Here is a 19674-nt window from a genome sequence, read left to right on the forward strand (position 1 = left end):
TAGTGCCTTAGTGGTTGCCATGTTCTGTCGTATTGACGAAAGGAGGGATAGTAAATTATCCCTTTTTTTATTATAGAATAGTTAATAAATAATGAACCTGTGAGGGAAAATGTACAAAAAAGGTTATCTTGAAAATGGAACTCCGATAGTTACAGAAACAGTGGCGGGTATGCGCTCTGTCAGCATAGGGATATGGGTAAAGGTAGGAGCTCGAGTTGAAAGGTGTGAAAAAAACGGGATATCTCACTTTATAGAACATATGTTTTTTAAAGGTACAAAGAACCGGACTCAGGAACAAATCGCAACAGAAATAGACTATCTCGGAGGTGATTTAAACGCTTTTACAACCAGAGAGAACACCACTTACTACGTAAAAGTGCTAAAAGAGCATGTCAATGAGGCTGTGGATATTCTCACGGATATATATTTAAATTCATTATTTAGGGAGCAGGATATTCTCAAAGAGCAGGAGATAATCTCTGAGGAAATAAAAATGGTGGAAGACACCCCTGATGACTACATTCACGATCTGTTTTATACCGATATATGGGGACAGAGCGGTCTGGGTCTGCCTGTGCTTGGCACACAAGAAACAGTGCACGAAATAACAAGAAACGATATAACAGCACACTTAAGCGCTCACTACGGAACTCAGGATGTGGTAATTTCCTGTGCCGGAAACATTAACCACGAGGCAATGCTAACATTGTTTAACAGTAAAATCGCTGCCATCCGTTCCGATTCCAACCCGTCCGCTGAAACTAAACTCATTGAAAAGAAACCCTTTTCGGCCTCACTAAAAGTGTATAAGAAGGACTTTTCTGAAGTGCACATATGTATGGGCATAGAGGGGGTAAAACAAAACAGTACACTCAGGTATCCGTTTCTTATTCTTAACACTATATACGGTGCAGGGGTCAGCTCCCGTTTGTTTCAGGAGGTGCGGGAAAAGCGCGGGCTTGCGTACTCCATATTTTCGTTTCTGTCTTCATATGCTGATACTGGTGTGTTTGGGGTATATGCGGCAACTGGTAAGAAAAAATACGTTGAGGTCATAGATACAATAATAAAGGAGATGGATTCATTAAAGAACAATATAAAAGACGATGAATTGCAGAGGGCAAAAAATCAGCTAAAGGGTAACCTTCTGATGGGTCTTGAGTCCACATCCGGCCGTATGCAAAACATAGCCCGGCAGGAAATATACTACGGCAGGTACTACAGTCCGGGGCAGATTATAAGAGGTATCGAGCGTGTGAAGATGAAACATGTTTATGACATAATAGAGGCTTTTATAGACAATGTGCCTAAAGCAGTTACGGTTTTTGGCCCTGCGGATGCCGCTAAATTAAAGGGCGTGGTCTAGATACCAAGCAGAATTTCTTTATAAAACTCATCATCAATTATAAAATCAATCCCAAGAGCAAAAAGGCTGCTGTTATCGAAATTTCTGAGTTTTATCAAATCCTTTTCGGTAGTTATAATGGCCTCAGCGGATACTGAGTGCGCCTGTGCCATAATACTTTTGATATCCGATGCTTTATAGCCATAATGGTCACGGAATGTCTTTAGTTTTAAGACATTGGCGCCAAGCTCTTTCAGAGAATCTGAAAATGACTGAGGATTAGCTATTCCGCAAAAAGCATACACTCTTTTACCGGTCATCAAGTTCAGCGGTAATTTCTCTCCGTTCGGTGTTATCAAATAAGCTGCCCTGTGCGAGGCTTTATATATATGGTCAGTGATTTCTATTTTTTTAAGCGTATCAGTTCTGTCAAAGCGGTACAGGTCACTGCTTACGGCTTTTCCATTTGAGGCACTTTTTGTCAGCACAACCACATTAGCACGCCTTAGCTCACTAACGGGCTCCCTCAGAGGTCCCATAGGAAACAGTCTGCCGTTTCCAAAACCCGACACTGAATCAATCAAAACCACGTCTATATCCCGCTTAACCCTCCAGTGTTGAAAACCATCGTCAATTATAAATAGGTTAGCGCCTTCAGACATTACACCTGCCTCGTATCTGTCAGCGCCCTTTATAATTTCAACCCCTTTTAGCCGAAGCGCCATCAAGTACGGTTCATCACCGCTTTGGTGATACTCTGTAAGCGGGCCGTCCCCTTTTGAGACAAACACTGGGTTTTTAGCTTTGCCCCTGTACCCTCTTGTTAATATACACGGGAAATATCCGTATTTTTTTGCCTCCTCAGCTATGGCTATAACAAGGGGGGTCTTGCCGGTTCCGCCAAGGGTGAGATTGCCCACGCTTATGGTTTTATGGGGTAGTTGCCGCTGTTTGCTTAGCCCCCGCCTCCGGCTTAACCTGTACCCAGCATAGTAAATGTATTCAACAACGTTCATCTGACTATTGAATTATACCAAATTAAGCTCAGAACTATAATATTCAAACACCTGCAAATTTAAATTATTGTTAAAAAGACTTTTGTTATGCGATTTGGATTTATGTTACAATTGCTCTGGGATAAGAACTCTGTAAACAACGATATCAGGAAAAATAGTGGAAAATCATAAAGATTTACAACCGTGTAAAATTTTTTATAAGTTGGCGACGCTTAAAACCGTGTGGTTAATGTTGGTTTTTCTTTTTGCAGCTGAGATTCTAACCGCAATTATTACGCCAACAATGAGTTTTTTGTTCCATAGAAAAGTTTATTATGATTATCTTATCACTGGATTTGTAGCAGCTTTTATAGTGTCTCTGGTGGTTCTCTCTATTTTGTTATCTTTAATAAATATGTTATCTTTAGAACGTAAAAAGTTTATCAATATACTAAATGCAATGGAGGACGGTGTATATATTATAAGCCGAGACTATAATATTGAGTATATTAATCCAATCATTGAAAAAGAATTTGGGAAAAAAGATGGGAAAAAATGCTACAACTATCTCCATGACAGAGCTGAACCTTGCCCATGGTGTAATACTCAAAAGGTTTTTTCCGGGGAACAGATACATACACAAGTGTTCTGCTCTAAAAACAATAAGACTTATGAACTCTTTGATACTTCAGTTATCACCCACAATGGAGATCTATCAAAGTTAGGGATAATTCATGATATTACTAAACGTAAACAAATGGATGAAGAGATAAAGACTATAAACCAGAAATTGCAAAACAGGGTGGTAGAGGAGGTAGCAAAAAACCGCACTAAAGATCAGTTGATGTTTGAACAATCACGGCATATATCCATGGGGGAACTGCTGATGAATATCTCTCATCACTGGCGGCAACCACTATGTTCAATCGGGCTTTCAATTCAGGATATAAAAGAAGCATACATGTATGGTGAGTTAGATGGGAAATATCTGGATAATAATATAAAAAGTGCTATGTCTGACCTGAACGATTTATCAGAGACATTAGATAAATTCAGAAATTTATATACATATGAAAAAGAACAGACAGAATTTAACGCTTCAGAAGCAATAGACAAAGCAGAGGTTCTTATCTCCGGATATATCAAAAATATGGGTATTAGAATTGAAAAAGAATTAGACAGGAGTTTGATTATAAAAGGGTTTCAGAATGAGTTTACCCAGATAATTTTAAATATTTTGACTAACGCAAAAGATAAGTTTGAACAGAAGAGTATACCCGATGGAATTATCAGGGTGAAATTGAATAAAGATGCTGCTACTGACAGAATGATTATATCTGTTTTAGATAATGGTGGTGAAATTCCAAATGATATAATAAACAAAGTATTTGAGCCATACTTTACCACTAAAGATAAGGCACAGAGAACCGGAATGGGGTTATATATGTCAAAGGTAATAGTGGAGCAAAACATGAAAGGCACACTTTCTGCCAGAAACAATGATGGATGGTGTGACTTTAGGATAGAGATATGACACATAATGATGAATTATTGAAAAATTTGACAATACTGTATGTTGAGGATGAGGTTAATATCAGGGAACTGATTACACGCTTTTTAAAAAGACGGGTTGCAGCCGTTTATGAAGCGCAAAATGGCAAAGAGGGTTTGGATATTTATACATCACACAAATCAGAGATTGATTTAGTGATAACCGATATTCAAATGCCCGTTATGGATGGCATGGCGATGATAGAGGAAATCCTGATACAAGATGCAGCACAGCCTATTATAATAACCACAGCGTATAAAGACTCTTCTCACACAAGCGACAGGGTTTGCAGAAATATATTTAAACCAATCAATCTGGAGTATTTGACTGAGAGTATTTTGTTTTGTGTGGGTATGAGTCCTGAAAATGAGGCATCATAATTTTTTTAATGCCATAGTAACAGCGTTAGCCATAAACCCGGCTGCGGTAATCATAGCGGTTTCATCAAAGTCAAAACGGCTGCTATGGGCACTGCCTGCGTGTTCATTTGTGTTGCCGAGGGCGCCGTACCGCACAAAACATGCGGGCACAATCTGCGCAAAAAAAGCAAAATCCTCACCCCCCATCACCGGATTTGGAAACTCTATAACCTTTTCCCTGCCGGCTGCTAAAATTGCAGCCTCCTTTGCTATTTCATACATACCTGGGTCATTGACCACCGAGGGATATCCGCTGTGTATGGTTACTTTAATCTCAGCATTGTAAAACCCAGCAAGGCTCCCAGCAAGCGCATGTAACTTATTAAAAATCGTTTCACGTGTAATTGTGTCTATGGTGCGTATAGTTCCTTTTATGAGAGCGTTCTCTGCTATGGCATTATTAACCGTACCAGCCTGAATTTTACCGATAGTTATAACGGCAGGCGAAAGCGGGTCAATCATCCGTGAGACTATGGTCTGAATCTGCAAAACCATCTGGCAGGCTATCAAAACCGAATCAATCGCCTCGTGAGGTCTTGCAGCGTGGCCGCCCCGGCCAGTTATCTCCACGTCAAAGCCATTTGTAAATGCCGTGTTAACCCCGGGTTTAATGGCAATCTCTCCTGTTTTATAGTGTAAATCCAGATGACCGCCAAATATGGCGCTTACTCCGTTAAGAACTCCGGCCTCGACCATTGGCTTTGCCCCTCCTGTGCCCTCCTCATCGGGCTGAAACACAAAGAGCACATTACCAGGAGGCGGATTTTCTTTGAGCAGGGCTGCAGCTCCCAGCGCTATTGCCACGTGGCCGTCGTGGCCACAGGCGTGCATCACGCCTGGCACACATGAGGCAAACTCAAGACCGGTTTCCTCTGAAACCGGAAGCGCATCCATATCGGCTCTGACAGCTATCGTCTTTGAGCCTGAGCGGGTTGTAATCCTGCCGAGCACGCCGGTACCGGCAACTCCTGCTGTGTAATCAAGCCCCAGCTCCTGCAGCTTTCTACAGATAAGAGCACTGGTTTTATGTTCAGTAAAACCCAATTCCGGTGTTCTATGGATAGTGCGCCTGATTTCCACCATCCACTTAAAAAGACTGTCGCTTACTTTCATTTTTTCTTATTCCACCTGCGTTTTAAAGTTCGTAGAAAATATCCAACCTCGTTACTTTTAAGGATAAGTGCTGCTCCAAAATAAACACCTGTGCTTGCGGCAATGGTTACAAACAAAAACCATGCTTTAACCAAATGGCTTTTTACCATAAATCCGTCAAAAACAGCCGTCAGAAAATAACCGAATACTCCCATAATAACCGATGCTGCAAGAGTTTTTCCAAATGAAACCGCTATTCCTTTAAAATCAATGTTTGAAAGACGTTTTTTTAGAAGGAAAAACAACATCGAAAAATTAAACGCAGAAGCTCCGGCATTTGCTAGCGCAAGCCCCAGATAACTAAAGGGACCCATCAGGGTTAAACTTAAGAGCACGTTCAGAGTCAAAGACAACACGGCAGATTTAACCGGAGTCCTGGTGTCCTGAAGGGAGTAAAAAGAAGCTGTCAGCACCCTGACTCCTACCATCGCCCATATTCCCAGTGAATAGCAAATAAGTGCGGTTGCCGTTCCCTTAACAGCCTCCGGTCCAAACTTACCATGCTCAAACAAAGCTGCCACTATGGGTTTTGACAGGGCAATAAGCCCAAGCATTGAAGGAACGGTTACAGAAAACAGGAGTTTTAGAGAGAATGCGAAATCTCCGGCAAGAGCTTCAAAGTCTTTCTTTGCCGCATGTTCTGATAGTGCAGGAAGGGCAGCCATCCCCACTGCCACTCCAAATACGCCAACCGGAAACTGTATCAGTCTCATAGAATAGTACAAATAGGTTATGCTGCCAACGGGCAGAAATGAGGCCAATATGGTGCTTACAAAGATGTTTACCTGAGCCACTGCAGTTCCCACTGTTGCCGGTAAAATCAATTTCCCCATACGTTTTAATCCCTTGTGGTTAAATCCGGTGCTGGGTTTAAGGGAATAATTGTGTTTAAAAAATGTTGGTAGCTGCCACAGAAACTGTACTACTCCTCCTATCGTAACCCCAAGAGCAACAGCCACAGCCGGAGATACTTTAATGGCGGTAAAAACTGCAATTGCGGCTATTATAGCGATATTAAACCATGCCGATGCAAGCGCAGGGATAAAAAACACTCTTTTTGTGTTAAGAGCCCCCATGACAAGAGCTGCAATGCTAACGCAAAGCAAAAATGGAAACATTATACGAGTAAGCATAATCGTGGTTTTAAATTTCACAATATTTTGTAAAAAACCGGGCGCAATAGCAGACACTATCTGAGGAGCAAAAACAACCCCTAAAGCACAGAAAATCCCTATAAATATGACTACAAATGTGAAAGCCTTTCTGACAACAAGAGCTGCCTCAGCATCCCCGTCCTTAGTTCGGATTTCCGTGAGAACCGGAATCAGCCCTGAGGACATAGAGCCCTCGGCAAAGAGTTCACGCATAAGGTTGGGAATTCTGAAAGCCACAAAAAAGGAGTCGGAAAGGTCAGAGGCGCCCAGAACCCTGGCTACAAGCATATCACGTACAAACCCAAGCAGCCTGCTAAGAGAAGTGGCTACCGACATGGAAAAAGCGCTGCGGGCTATTTTACCTGACGATGACGGTTCAACTGCTCTTGCTGTGCTGCCCTCGTTAGAGAGTTCTTGCAAAACCTATTTCCAACTGGAGGTCTTTTTTTGCCTGTTCTATGTCAAAGCCCGATTTCAAGCGGTTTACTGTAAAATCAGCGATAAGGGCCCTCAACATGTCTATCAGGTTTTCATTGTCCTGTTTCATTGACTCAAGAAAAGCCATGTTTGTGAGAGCCTCCCTAACAGGAGAGTCCTCAGGAATGTTCTGCTCCACAAGTTTTTTGTATGTAAGGATACTCTGGTTTGTAGCCATCCAGTAAAAGAAAACAAAAACAAAATTATTGTAGAAACTCATGCTTATCTCATCAAGATTTAATGCTGACAGGGTTTCGGCAACATCCTCTCTCAGATCTGCTTTATACTGTTCCAGTGTGTAGCATACCTTACCGGCAAGTACCTCAAAAGGTGTAAAATTCCATTCCATAGTTACCTCAGTATTCTGTCAAAAGCAGTATTAAAGATTTTGGCATGGATAGAGTATATTTATTTTGAATTTAACATGTCAAGGGATTATTGAAATCCTCAAATAAGGAACAAATTCTTTAAATAAGTATCAGAAAGCTTACTGATATGTTGGAACAGGCGCAAAAAAAGGATAAATGTGTTTTGGCACGGCAAATGCAATATATAGTAGAGAGTGTGTGTGAGTGATTTAAAGCTTGTAATAGTAGTTAAAGCATTGTTATGATAACAGCTCAATTACGAAAGGAGGTGAAAGGAATGAAGAAAGCAGTAGCATTAATGATTATCCTCGTGTTTGCTTTTGCAACAGTTGCAATGGCAGGTTATGATGATAAGTGCGCTAAATGTCATAATGGCAAAACAGCTCCTGACAAAGCAAAGATGTTGGAGAAGTCCAAAACAGCCGCTGATTTTGTAAAAGCAGCAGAGGAGTCAAAGAGCCCTATGATGAAGTCTTTTAAAGACAAAGCTGACGAGCTTAAGGCAGCAGCAGCAGAGTTAGGACTTAAATAAACACAGTTAGTTTAGTATTTTTTTGGAACCTTTGCACCCAAAAGGGATGTGACCCCATCCCGGATTTAGTATATGGGGAGTTTCTATAAACTCCCCATTTTTTTTACTTTTGCCAGGACAAGACCGTAATTTACAGGCATCATACCGAATAGAGACCGAAGGTAAATTGAATAAAACCCTTAACTGGAAAATGCTCGTTCTACATTTTGAGGATTTCGCAACGCTCTCAACTTATTATTAATTTGCCGAGGTTGTGATACAAGTTACTGACGGCTAAAATATCATAAATATAGAATTTATAGAGTTATTTTATGAAGGATTTTATTAAAATCAGCAAAGTGCTCCTGTGCCATGACAATGGAGATATCTCTGAGATGTCAGCAGAGCTTGCGTTAAGTATAGCAAGGACATTTAAGTTGCCTGTGCTTGGCCTCCACGGCTACAACGCTGTTATGCACGAGGGTGCCTTTAGAATTATGGAGCCGACTTTACCTGCCGAGTACCAGACTGAAGAGATCCTTGCAAAACAAAGAGAGGTTCACGCAAGCCTTATTCGTGTCGGAATGGAAAAAATATCTCTTTCATATCTAAAGCCGCTTGAGCCGATATTTAGAGATGCTCATGTCCCGTTTAACCCAAAAGTGCGCGAGGGGAAAAACTTTAAAGCCCTCCTTGAGCTAATTAATGAGGAGGACTCAGAGAGCCTTGTAGTTATCGGTGCCTCCGGGTTTAATCACACCGGGGACGGTTTTGTAGGAAGCGTCTGCTTGAGGGTGCTCAGGCAGTGCGATAATAAAAATTTATTAATCGTTAAAAACGGCAAGGCATTAGAGGGCGCTGACTTTGTGGTCGCTTTAGATGGCAGCTCATCAGCTATTTATTCACTTAGGGTTGCCGCCGCTTTGGCAGAAAAATTTAAGGCAAAACTCCACCTCCTCTATGTCTTTGACTCAGCCCTCCATAATGATTTGTTTAAACGGTTAAAAGACACTTTAATTAATGATGGCGGGTTTAAATTTAATACAAAAGATCAAGAGAAAATCCACGATGAATTTATTGATAAAGGCCTTGCACGAGTTGGACACATGATATTGAATAAGGCTGAAAAGGATGTGTTTGGTAACAACAGCGCATCCCATGACACACAACCCGCTTACGGAGCGATGCACGGTTTTGGCCTTATAGGTGACAACGGTAACGGTGCAAAAAAGAAAACAGTACTCTCAGGGCATATATACAAAAAGATTTGCGATTATGCCAAAGAGGTGGGGGCGTCGTTGATTTTTACTGGGAAAACCGGACGCCATCACGCTCTTGGTATTGACATCGGCTCGGTTTGTGAAAACGTTGTGCGTTACAGTCCGTGTAACGTGGTGGTCACACGGAGTGAGGACTTCAGGGGTTGGCAGCTTTAGAGCATAAGCCATACATTGTGTCCTGGAATTTGACGCACGGCTGTAATCTCTCCTGTCCGCACTGCTACATGGACGCAGGTTGCCGCAGCGCCGGGGAGCTTACAACAGCACAGGCAAAAGAGGTTGTAGATGCACTTGCCTTAGTTAATCCCGCCATGATGATAGTGTTAACTGGCGGAGAACCACTCCTCAGAGACGATATATGTGACATAGTGGGATACTGCTCGGATGCCGGTTTTATAACGGTGCTGGGCACAAACGGCACTCTGCTCAACAAAGAGAAACTGGTACAGTTGCAGCGTGCCGGTTTAAAAGGCATTGGGGTCAGCATTGATTCTACAAAGCCTGAAAGCCATAACGCGTTTCGTAATTTTAAGGGAGCATGGGAGCTTTCCATAGAGTGTTTAAAGGCTGCAAAAGAACTTTCTATAGAGACTCAATTGGATGTCACTCTTACTGATGAGAATTACACAGAAATAGGGGACTTTACGGAGCTTGCGGTAAGTTTAGGAGCAAGAGCGTTAAACTTCTTTTTCCTTGTCTGCACGGGGCGTGCCATGAGGACTTTTATTTCGGTTCAACACTATGACGCTGCAATACAGGAACTTGTTGGACGCTCTAAAACCGAGACACGGACAATGGTCAGGGCACGGTGTGCTCCTCACATCTACCGGGTGCTTCATGAGGATGGCGTGAGACTGCCTGAGGGCACGCGGGGCTGCCTTGCCGGGCGCTCCTACATGCGCATAGACCCTGTGGGAAACGTAACTCCCTGTCCGTATATGGAAGAGAGTGTTGGAAACGTTAAAGATACAAGCATAGAGAAACTGTGGGCAGACTCTCAAAAGCTGCAAACCCTGAGAGACGGGGAGTACGGAGGCAGATGCGGCAGATGCGAGTTTACGGAAATATGCGGCGGATGCAGGGCGAGGGCAAGGGCAGAGCACGGAGACTTTATGGCCGAGGACCCGCTCTGTCTTTATGAGCCTCAGGGAAAGGGGAAACTTACGCTAACAGATGAATCCCAATCCGATATAGCGTGGGAAAGCGCCGCTAAACAGAGAATAAACAGGGTGCCTGCTTTCATCAAAAAAATGGTCATTGGAGCCATTGAGAAAAAGGCAAGGGAAAAGGGAGTTAAAATAATCACAGAGGCATTTGTAGAGGAGATAAAATCACGTGATTTTTCAACAATGCACCGACCAGGGTAATTTTATAAAAGAACCGGTTAGAAACAGCAGACTGCCGGAGCTCTGTCTCAACTGGCTTGCCTCATCGCGGCTTAAGTTTATAAATGAAATGAAGAACGGAAAAATGCTAAGGTACTTTTCTGCCCACTTACCTGTTATGATTACATGGACAGAGGATTTAGAGCAAGATTCTGAGTCAGAATATCCTGTCAATATGACTGTAAAAGGAATCGGGTTAATCCCTAAGGCTGAACAGCTTGAGCATTTTACTGATCTTTTTGAATCAGTAGCGGCAAATACCCGGACAAGGCCACACAGTGAAACCATACGGGAGCGGGTTGAGGCAGTTGAAGCACTTTATAACAACCCTGCTAATTTTGACCCCGCACTGCTTGGCGGACTTGAAATATTTAGCGGCAAAGCGCTTAAAAATATAAGAAACAACGGCCACACAAGCCTACTTTATGTGGGGATGGAGGAAACGGCGGCAGCCCCGGAAGCACACCCGCACAATATGAATCAACACCCACATAGCATGGCAGGGCACGGCGGAATTTCATATATTAGTTTTCAGGTTAACGGAGCTATTGAAATACTTGAAAAAGACAATGCGTATTACAGATACCTGCTTGCCTCACGGAAACTATTTGAGTTTGATAAGTTCCATATCTTTCAGCCGGATTATCCGTTTGGATACCTGATAAAGGTCGAAGAGGTACATGACAAATCCCCGTGGTCAAGAGCTAAGTAAGTAATATAGTAATACACTACAGGCTCACACAGTAATAGTCTGCATACCAGTAAATGAAATTTTTAATTCCCTCGCGAATTGGAGTCTGTGGCCTGAAATCAAAACTCTGTGTAAGAGCGTCAATATTGGCATATGTTGAGGACACATCACCGGGCTGAAGCGGTAAGAAATCTTTAAAGGCTTTTTTGTTTAACAGCTCTTCAATGATTTCTATAAAATTCAGCAGTTTGATGGGCTTATTATTACCTATATTGTAGAGTTTGTAAGGGGCATAACTTATGGAGGGATCGGGATTTTCACCGCTCCATGCCGGAGATGGTTCAGGAACCTTTTCCATCACTCTTATTACCCCCTCGATAATATCGTCAATGTAGGTAAAATCGCGGTTCATATTTCCAAAGTTAAAAACCTTTATAGGGTTTCCCTCAATAATTGCCTTTGTAAAGAGAAAAAGTGCCATATCGGGGCGTCCCCAGGGGCCATAGACGGTAAAAAACCTTAGCCCTGTGGTTGGCAAACTATACAGGCTGCTGTAAACATGGGCCATAAGCTCGTTTGACTTCTTAGTTGCAGCATACAGTGACACAGGGTGGTCAACATTTTGGGTGACTGAAAAGGGCATCAGTGTGTTAGCCCCATAGACAGAGCTTGATGAGGCAAACACAAGGTGTTTTACGGCTGTATTTTTGCAGCCCTCAAGGATATTTAAAAATCCGGTTATATTGGTATCAACATAAGAGTATGGATTTATCAGGGAGTACCTGACCCCTGCCTGTGCAGCCAAATTTACAACCGTATCAAAACCCTCCTCAAAGACCTTAGCAATGTTTGCCCTGTCAGTCAAATCATATTTATAAAACCTGAAATTACTGTGCCTGGTTAACTGGCTAAGGCGGTCTTCTTTTAGCTTAACATCGTAGTAATCATTCATATTATCTATACCTGAGACAGATTTCCCGTCATTAAGGAGTCTTTTGCATAAGTGATAACCGATAAATCCTGCCGCTCCTGTTACAAGTACCTTATCGTTCATGTTGTTGATACTCCTTTTTTTAACAGAGATTTAGCCAGCTTAATCCCCTGTGAAACGGCAGGGGGGGTCATGCAAAAGAAAAAACCGCCTAATCTCCCGATTGAGTACAGATTTTTATATTTTTCGTCTATCTCCTTAAAATTTCTCTGCAACTGTGTTTCGTAATCAAGGTCGTATAGCGGCATGGAGTTACCAAGCCTGATCACCATTGACTTACGCAGGTCGATGGCTTTAAATATCCCTGCTCTTTCTATATCTGACACACACCTGTCAACAAGTTGAACATCCGTCATGGCCGCACTCTCCGTTGTCTCATGAATTGTAAGACATATCCCCTCTTTAGCGTCAGGAGTCTTATCGCCAAAAATGTTTGAGGGATAATAAACCCGCTTAAATATAAATGAGGGCTCAGTGTAGTAAACATACAGCATAGGTCTATTTTTGAGGTGTTTTTGCTCATAGGTCAGAAATACGTTTGTTATATCGGCATAATGGAAATTCAGAGAGTCATTACCCAACACCTTGTTTAATTGATTTGCTGAAGCAGTCCAAACGACATTTTCAACACTGTACCTGTTGCCGCCGGTAATTACAGCAGTTATTTGATCCTCAGTTTTTTCAAACTCTAACTGTTTACAATTTAAAACTAACTCGCCTCCCGCTTCTTTATATCGTTGCAGGAGTTTATCCGGAATTGATTGAAAACCATTAGCCGGATACACATACTTTTTGCGCATAGCGTTAAAGATGTACTTAATTTTATGCAGGATACCGCCAACGTGGGGGTCTTTAAAGGGTTCCTTACGGTGACGGATGTCTCTGTCCACCCTTGCTATCCAGTCGGCGTGTACTAAATGGCCGGGCATAAGGGCTTTTTTGTAAATCATAGGACCAAGCACCTCGTTATAATAAACAGGGCCGAATTTTGCCGTTATGTCTGACTCTGCCGATATCAGCTCTTTTGGGTTTACATGTCCTTTTTTAAGATATGACTGAAGTATCTGTTTTTTTATGGTCCATGGGTAAAACAATAATTCTAAAAAACCTGCCGGCATGGTCCATGACTTTTTACCGGTAACTATACCAAATTTCCATATTCTGGTAATCAAAGGCTCATTTTTTAGCAGATCGAAAATGAAATCCTCTGCCTCAGCTCCGGGATTAGGAAACAGCACGTGAGGGCCTAAGTCAAATATAATATCATCAAGCGTTAATGAGCGGCACTGTCCGCCTGCCACACCCTCTTTCTCCACTATTAAGCATCTTTTACCGGCTTTAGCCAGCAGATATCCGGCAGTGAGCCCGGCCACACCTGCTCCCACTATCAGAGTCAAATCCCGCTTATTTTCCATAACACCGCTCACAAGACGAATAGAGGTTAACACAGCAGTTGCATCAGTGTCAAACGAGGCAAACAACAGCGTACCCCCAGATCTGTTTTAACTGATTTTTACCTATTGACAATTTCTGGTTTTAGTGTTATAAAATATGACAAGAGTCGCAGTAAATGATTACACTATTCTATTGAGGGGGCAATGTTTTGATCAGCGAAAATGACAGAGAAAGTGCTTTATTGTATGTTGAACTGAGCTCAGTCAGGAGGCATTTTATCTTTGCTTCTTTTGCTACGATAATAATTACGTTTATAGTTATGTACTATTTGGATCCGGTATTATCCGAATATACCGTCAAAACTTTTAATATTAAAGAAAACGCAGCAGAAACCATCAATAACGCACTGTGGTTTCTTATCATTTTCTTCTTAATGTATTTTGTAAACAACTATGCGCTAAAGATGGCCTCTGACAAGGGTAAGAAAAGGATGGAGGATGAAACTGGAAAAACAGATCATTGTTACCAGTTGATGACAACCAAGTTAAGCAATTATTTTACCTCACAAAGGCAATTAACCAAACTTGCAAACGCTCAGATGGAGGACATTGTTAAATCCACGGATTCCGCATCTTTTGAGATAATTTCCCATCTTAAATCTATTGATGAGTCAATAACTGAGATGCTTCAGACTCTTTCCAGACTTAGAAGCGAATCTGAAGAGCTGTCGGATGAGTCCCGCACTACTATAGAAAAAAACGAAAAGACGCTCTCTACCGTACATGATTACATAACCCATCGTTTAGAAGAGGCAGAAAAGGACTTTGAACTGGGCAAAGATCTGACGGAAAAATCCAACCACATGTCGGGACTAATAAAACTCCTGCAAGACATCAGCGACCAGACAAACCTGCTTGCGTTAAACGCAGCTATAGAGGCTGCCCGTGCGGGTGAAATGGGGCGCGGGTTTGCTGTCGTTGCCGATGAGGTTAGGAAACTTTCGCAGAAATCACATGAATCCACTGTGGAGATAGGCACTGCGATACTGGACGTTGCTAAGATTATTGAGCACAGGTTTCAGGCTGACTTAAATAAACAAGCACATAAAGCCGAGCATGATCTGTTGACAAGCTTTGTAAAAAGGCTTGATGCCATAGGGGAAAGTTATAAGAAAATCAGCAGCCTTAACGACAATATAATCGGTCAGGTAGGCGGGGTCAGTAAAGAGGTGGAGGGGAAAATTATCGAGGCATTAAGCAACATCCAGTTTCAGGACATAACCCGCCAGCAGATTGAGCAAGTTATTAAGGGAAACGACACGATGGATAACTACATAAGCAAACTGGATGAAATGTTAAAAACTCCCCCTGAGCTCTATGATAATTTATTTGCCGATTTCAATATAGACGATATGATAAAAGATTATGTGATGAAAAAACAGCGGGACATTCATCATGAGGTCGTGCACAGTCCTAAAACGGCTAATAAACAAAAGGCTGTCTCTCACAGCAAGAATGATGATGTAACGTTTTTTTGAAAAATATGGTACGATAATAAAGTTTAGGGGGTTATATGGGAAAGACCATAATGCTAATTGACGATTCAGCAACCTTACGGGAGGTTTTAGGTACGACTTTGAAAAAAACAGGCTACACCGTAATAGAGGCCAAAGACGGTAAGGATGCTCTAAGCAAACTAACCGGTAAGATTCATCTTATGATTTGTGACGTCAATATGCCCAACATGGATGGAATAGAGTTTCTAAAAGAGATAAAAAAGAATGCCACTTATAAATTTACTCCGATTATTATGTTAACAACCGAATCACAGGAAACCAAAAAACAAGAGGGTAAAGAGGCCGGAGCTAAGGCATGGCTTGTAAAACCCTTTAAGCCTGACGTTTTACTTTCTGCCATCGAAAAGCTAATATTACCTTAAAAAACTTTATTATTTGAAGTGCAAACAGGAGGGATTATGTCTCTGTCATTAGAGGGTGAGCTGTCTGTTGTACGGGCAAATGAACTAAAGGAATTGTTCATAGATTATGTCAAAACCGCAAAAGATATAGAACTTGACCTTTCCAGCGTATCGGAAATAGACACGGCCGGATTTCAACTATTGGTTGCCCTTAAGAAAGAAAGCGACGGAATGGGTAGAAACTTCAGGATTCTCTCCGTAAGCCCTGCAGTTGAAAATCTACTCGATTTATATAACGTTAAGGATATGTTCATATAAACCCTGAATGGAGGATAAAATGGACTATGGAACCGGATACAGCATATAAAGTCTTTTTAGAAGAGGCAACGGAAATTCTCCAGACAATGGAGGAGCAGTTGCTCGTTTTAGAGGAGTCTCCCTGTGATAAGGAAACCATAAATGCCCTTTTCAGAGGCGCTCACACTATTAAGGGCTCTGCCGGTATGATTGGCCTGACCGACATAGAACGCTTCACCCACAAGGTGGAAAGCGTTCTGGAGCGGCTAAGAAACGATGAAATCAGAGCAGATTCCGTATTTATCAATTTGCTTCTCAGATGCCGTGACTATATCAGTGAATTAGTAAAAATAACCTTAAATGACACCAAACAACTAACTGAGGAGTTAAAGGTAACTGAGCAGGAACTGATTGACGGTTTATCCGAATATCTTGCCGAGGTGAAACCGGTTGCCGCACCTGAGGTTGCCGCACCTCAGGTTTCTGAAACCGGGGTTCCTCAAACCGAATCTGCCATCTGGCATATATCTCTCAGATTCAATAAAAACGCACTGAGAGACGCTATGGATCCGCTTTCTCTTATTAATTACCTTAAAAGAGTTGGTGAAGTGCTCAACATGACAACAATAACAGAGGCCATCCTATCTTTAGAGGAAATGGACCCTGAGGAATGTCTTACCGGCTTTGAATTAGACCTGAAAACGGATAAAAGCCAAAAAGAAGTGGAGGATGTCTTTGAGTTTTACACGGAAGATAACGATATTAAAATAAGTCCGCCTTACTGCAAAGCCGAAACTTACACCGGTTTGATTAATGATTTACCGGAGGACACATGGAGACTTGGCGAGGTACTTATAAAAAGCGGGATTTTAACAACAGATGATTTAAATAAAGCACTGAGGAAACAAAATGAGGCAGCAGGGAGTGCCGACAAGGGAAAGCCATTTATCGGAGAGGTGTTGGTAGATACCGGCTTAGTGGAAAAAGAAGTGGTCGAGGCAGCCCTTAATAAGCAGCAAAAAGTCAGAGATACGATTACCGCAACAAGCACATCTGCGGCCTCGGCAACGATACGTGTCGATGCCGATAAGCTTGATGTGCTGATAAACCTGGTCGGTGAGCTGGTTGTTGCAAACGGAGGAATCAGACAGCGTTCACTTGTTGTGGGAGATGGTCCGCTTATGAAAACCTCCTCGTTTATGACAAAGCTTGTAAATGACATCAGGGATATGTCTATGAAGATGCGCATGATTCCTATCGGGAGTTCGTTTAACCGTTTTCAGCGCCTTGTAAGAGATATAAGCAAAGAGCTTGGCAAAGACATAGAGCTTGTAATAAGCGGAGGCGACACGGAGCTGGATAAAACCGTAATAGAAAAGATAAACGACCCTCTGACTCATATAGTGCGTAACTCTGTTGACCATGGAATAGAGACTATAGAGGAACGCAAATGTAAAGGCAAGCCGCCCAAAGGCACAATCAAACTTAACGCCTTTTACGAGGCCGGGACTATTGTAATTGAAATCACTGACGACGGCAAGGGCCTTAACAAACAACGGATAGTTGAAAAGGCCGTAAGTGCCGGCCTTATAGACGCTAATAAAAATCTATCCGATAATGAAATATTCAGCCTGATATTTGAACCAGGGCTTTCCACAGCGGAAAGCGTAACGAAACTATCCGGACGCGGTGTAGGCATGGATGTGGTAAGGAGAAACATAGAGGCTTTAAGAGGTTCGGTTTTCGTGGAAAGCCATGAGGGGAAGGGAACGACCGTTAGAATCAACCTTCCGCTTACTCTTTCAATAATTGATGGATTCATGGTAGGAGTTGGAGAAAAACAATATGTTATTCCTCTGGATATGGTAGTGAAATGTTACACGATAGATAAAAAAAGTTATACAAAGGTCAGGAAAAAAGGGTATTTCGACTTTCAAGGCAAAGTAATACCTTTTATCTCGATGTGTGAGCTGTTTGAGCTCGGGCAGTCCAACTGCAGCTTTATCGTAATAGTTACCCACGGAGGGCGTAAAGCGGCATTAGGCGTAGATAAACTCTTTGGTGATATGCAGGCGGTAATAAAATCCCTGGGTAAGCTCTATAAGGACGCAAAAGGCTTTTCGGGAGCCACTATTTTAGGGGATGGCTCTTTAGCCCTCATACTTGACATTCAGGGAATATTTAAACTGCTTGAGTCCGAGGCCCGTGGTTACGCATAACTTGCTTTATACAAGTTATTTGTAAAATTTAAGTGCAAAAAAACTACAGGGGGTAAACATTATGAAATGGTTTTATGATTTAAAGGTCCGTACTAAACTTCTGACCGGATTTGTATTAGTAGCGCTTTTTACGGTAATCGTTGGTATTATCGGGATAAGAGCTTCGAATAATATCAATGACATGGCTGACGAAATGTATGCTGAAGCAGTCTTACCGCTGGAAACTTTAGGCAATGTTACGGATTATTTCCAACGGCTTCGTGTCTATACCAGAGATTTTATTTATTCAAATAATGCTGACGAAGAGAAAAAGCTTTTGGATGAAATTAAAACCCAAAAAGAAGAAATTCATAAGGAGATGGAAAAGTATTTTAAGACTATTCATACGGAAGAGGGTAAGCAAATATATAAAGAAGCACTGGATGGCCTGAAGGAATATGATAGCGGTTTAGATAAGGTAATCGAACTCAATGCCGCCAAAAAAGACGCCGAGGCTCATGCATATCTCAAAAAGGAGTTAGCACCGGTAGGCAAAAAAATAGGGGATGCTTTGGATAAACTTACAGACCGAAACGTTGCAAATGGCAAAAGATTATCCGACGAAACAACAGTATTATACAAATCAAGCTTTAGGTTAATTCTAATTGGATCAATAGTTTGTTTCATTATTTCGATTTTAACGGGAATATTTATCGCTCGCACTGTAACTAAGCCATTAGGCGGCGAACCTGGCGAGATGTCCGCAATGGCAATGAAAATAGCAACCGGAGACCTTAACATAGAGGCCGACGCAAAAGCCAGCAAGGATAATCTTCTGGGCGCTATGCTTTCTATGGTCAATATTCTGAAGGGAATATTTACCGAGATAGACAAACTGATAAATTCGGTAAAAGACGGCAATTTAGCTGTAAGAGGAGAATCGGAGAAATATCAGGGCGGATGGCGGCAGTTAATTGATGGATTAAATACTTTGGTAGAAGCTTTCGTTAAGCCCATAAATTTAACATCGGAATATGTGGAAAAAATTAGCACAGGGGACATTCCGTCCAAAATAACTGATGATTATCGCGGTGATTTCAATAAAATCAAGAATAATTTGAATGTTTTGATAGACGCCGAAAACAACATAACCAATATTGCAGAGGAGCTCTCCGGCGGCAACCTGATGGTGAAGGTAGCGGAGCGGTCGGAAAAAGACAGGCTGATGCAGTCTATTTCAACAATGGTACAACGATTAACCGAAGTAGTGTTAGAGGTGCAGAGGGCATCTGAGCAGGTGGCCTCAGGCAGCCAGCAGTTGAGCGCAACAACGGAGGAGTTATCGCAGGGAGCGTCTGAGCAGGCGGCTTCTGCTGAGGAGATATCCTCATCGATGGAGCAGATGTCAGCAAACATCAAGGCCAATGCCGATAACGCAATGCAGACAGAAAAGATGGCATCCAAGTCTGCTGTAAATGCCAAAGAAAGCGGCGAATCCGTAGAGATGACAGCAAAGGCAATGAAAGAGATAGCGGAAAAGATTATGA

18 protein-coding genes are annotated in these 19674 nt (G+C 42.1%); 12 read left to right on the forward strand and 6 right to left on the reverse strand.

Annotation, left to right across the window (positions count from 1 at the left end):
- The first annotated feature begins 109 nt into the window (after nucleotides 1-109).
- Nucleotides 110-1366, forward strand: a complete 1257-nt coding sequence (locus HQK88_11285; GenBank protein ID MBF0617384.1) for an insulinase family protein — start codon at nucleotides 110-112, stop codon at nucleotides 1364-1366.
- Here the strand turns inward: HQK88_11285 and lpxK are convergent.
- Nucleotides 1363-2361: a tetraacyldisaccharide 4'-kinase gene (gene lpxK, locus HQK88_11290; GenBank protein ID MBF0617385.1), complete on the reverse strand. Its 999-nt coding sequence runs from the start codon at nucleotides 2359-2361 to the stop codon at nucleotides 1363-1365. The two genes, HQK88_11285 and lpxK, sit on opposite strands and share 4 nt — an antisense overlap.
- A gap of 157 nt (nucleotides 2362-2518) precedes the next feature.
- Here lpxK and HQK88_11295 point away from each other — a divergent pair, with 157 nt between their 5' ends.
- Both HQK88_11295 and HQK88_11300 read left to right on the forward strand, forming a co-directional pair.
- Nucleotides 2519-3874 carry a PAS domain-containing sensor histidine kinase gene (locus tag HQK88_11295; protein MBF0617386.1) on the forward strand — a complete coding sequence of 452 codons (1356 nt, stop codon included), beginning with the start codon at nucleotides 2519-2521 and terminating at the stop codon, nucleotides 3872-3874.
- Nucleotides 3871-4272, forward strand: a complete 402-nt coding sequence (locus tag HQK88_11300; GenBank protein MBF0617387.1) for a response regulator — start codon at nucleotides 3871-3873, stop codon at nucleotides 4270-4272. The genes HQK88_11295 and HQK88_11300 overlap by 4 nt, the downstream gene beginning before the upstream one ends.
- On the opposite strand, the gene HQK88_11305 is transcribed toward HQK88_11300, so the two are convergent.
- The 3 genes from HQK88_11305 to HQK88_11315 are packed head-to-tail and all read right to left on the reverse strand — an operon-like array spanning nucleotide 4267 to nucleotide 7443.
- Complete coding sequence (locus HQK88_11305; protein MBF0617388.1) at nucleotides 4267-5424, reverse strand: amidohydrolase; 1158 nt, start codon at nucleotides 5422-5424, stop codon at nucleotides 4267-4269. The genes HQK88_11300 and HQK88_11305 overlap by 6 nt on opposite strands.
- Entirely contained in the window at nucleotides 5421-7037 is a 1617-nt protein-coding gene (gene murJ / locus HQK88_11310; protein ID MBF0617389.1) for a murein biosynthesis integral membrane protein MurJ, read from the reverse strand. Before murJ ends, HQK88_11305 begins: the two co-directional genes overlap by 4 nt.
- A complete protein-coding gene (locus HQK88_11315) occupies nucleotides 7021-7443 on the reverse strand; it encodes a hypothetical protein (protein MBF0617390.1) in 423 nt (140 codons plus the stop codon). Before HQK88_11315 ends, murJ begins: the two co-directional genes overlap by 17 nt.
- A 296-nt stretch (nucleotides 7444-7739) precedes the next feature.
- Between HQK88_11315 and HQK88_11320 the strand changes: the two genes are divergently transcribed.
- From HQK88_11320 to HQK88_11335, 4 genes are all read left to right on the forward strand, one after another.
- Nucleotides 7740-7994 (forward strand): hypothetical protein, encoded by a 255-nt coding sequence (locus HQK88_11320; protein ID MBF0617391.1) that lies wholly within the window; start codon nucleotides 7740-7742, stop codon nucleotides 7992-7994.
- A gap of 311 nt (nucleotides 7995-8305) precedes the next feature.
- Complete coding sequence (locus HQK88_11325; protein ID MBF0617392.1) at nucleotides 8306-9409, forward strand: universal stress protein; 1104 nt, start codon at nucleotides 8306-8308, stop codon at nucleotides 9407-9409.
- Nucleotides 9397-10620 (forward strand): radical SAM protein, encoded by a 1224-nt coding sequence (locus HQK88_11330; GenBank protein ID MBF0617393.1) that lies wholly within the window; start codon nucleotides 9397-9399, stop codon nucleotides 10618-10620. The genes HQK88_11325 and HQK88_11330 overlap by 13 nt, the downstream gene beginning before the upstream one ends.
- Nucleotides 10589-11350: a hypothetical protein gene (locus tag HQK88_11335; GenBank protein ID MBF0617394.1), complete on the forward strand. Its 762-nt coding sequence runs from the start codon at nucleotides 10589-10591 to the stop codon at nucleotides 11348-11350. Before HQK88_11330 ends, HQK88_11335 begins: the two co-directional genes overlap by 32 nt.
- A gap of 16 nt (nucleotides 11351-11366) precedes the next feature.
- On the opposite strand, the gene HQK88_11340 is transcribed toward HQK88_11335, so the two are convergent.
- Nucleotides 11367-12383: an NAD-dependent epimerase gene (locus tag HQK88_11340; protein MBF0617395.1), complete on the reverse strand. Its 1017-nt coding sequence runs from the start codon at nucleotides 12381-12383 to the stop codon at nucleotides 11367-11369.
- The gene (locus tag HQK88_11345; protein ID MBF0617396.1) at nucleotides 12380-13801 is read right to left on the reverse strand and encodes an FAD-dependent oxidoreductase; all 1422 of its coding nucleotides are present in this window, start codon (nucleotides 13799-13801) and stop codon (nucleotides 12380-12382) included. Before HQK88_11345 ends, HQK88_11340 begins: the two co-directional genes overlap by 4 nt.
- Before the next feature lie 122 nt (nucleotides 13802-13923).
- On the opposite strand from HQK88_11345, the gene HQK88_11350 reads away from it, so the two are divergent.
- From HQK88_11350 to HQK88_11370, 5 genes are all read left to right on the forward strand, one after another.
- The gene (locus tag HQK88_11350) at nucleotides 13924-15252 is read left to right on the forward strand and encodes a hypothetical protein (GenBank protein MBF0617397.1); all 1329 of its coding nucleotides are present in this window, start codon (nucleotides 13924-13926) and stop codon (nucleotides 15250-15252) included.
- A gap of 35 nt (nucleotides 15253-15287) precedes the next feature.
- The gene (locus tag HQK88_11355; protein ID MBF0617398.1) at nucleotides 15288-15653 is read left to right on the forward strand and encodes a response regulator; all 366 of its coding nucleotides are present in this window, start codon (nucleotides 15288-15290) and stop codon (nucleotides 15651-15653) included.
- A gap of 36 nt (nucleotides 15654-15689) precedes the next feature.
- Nucleotides 15690-15950 (forward strand): STAS domain-containing protein, encoded by a 261-nt coding sequence (locus tag HQK88_11360; protein MBF0617399.1) that lies wholly within the window; start codon nucleotides 15690-15692, stop codon nucleotides 15948-15950.
- Between the two features lie 26 nt (nucleotides 15951-15976).
- Complete coding sequence (locus tag HQK88_11365) at nucleotides 15977-18148, forward strand: chemotaxis protein CheA (protein ID MBF0617400.1); 2172 nt, start codon at nucleotides 15977-15979, stop codon at nucleotides 18146-18148.
- A 61-nt stretch (nucleotides 18149-18209) separates the two neighbouring features.
- The coding region (locus HQK88_11370; protein MBF0617401.1) for an MCP four helix bundle domain-containing protein at nucleotides 18210-19674 on the forward strand (1465 nt) is incomplete at its 3' end.

The organism is Nitrospirota bacterium, assembly GCA_015233895.1.
Classification (GTDB): domain Bacteria; phylum Nitrospirota; class Thermodesulfovibrionia; order Thermodesulfovibrionales; family Magnetobacteriaceae; genus Magnetomonas.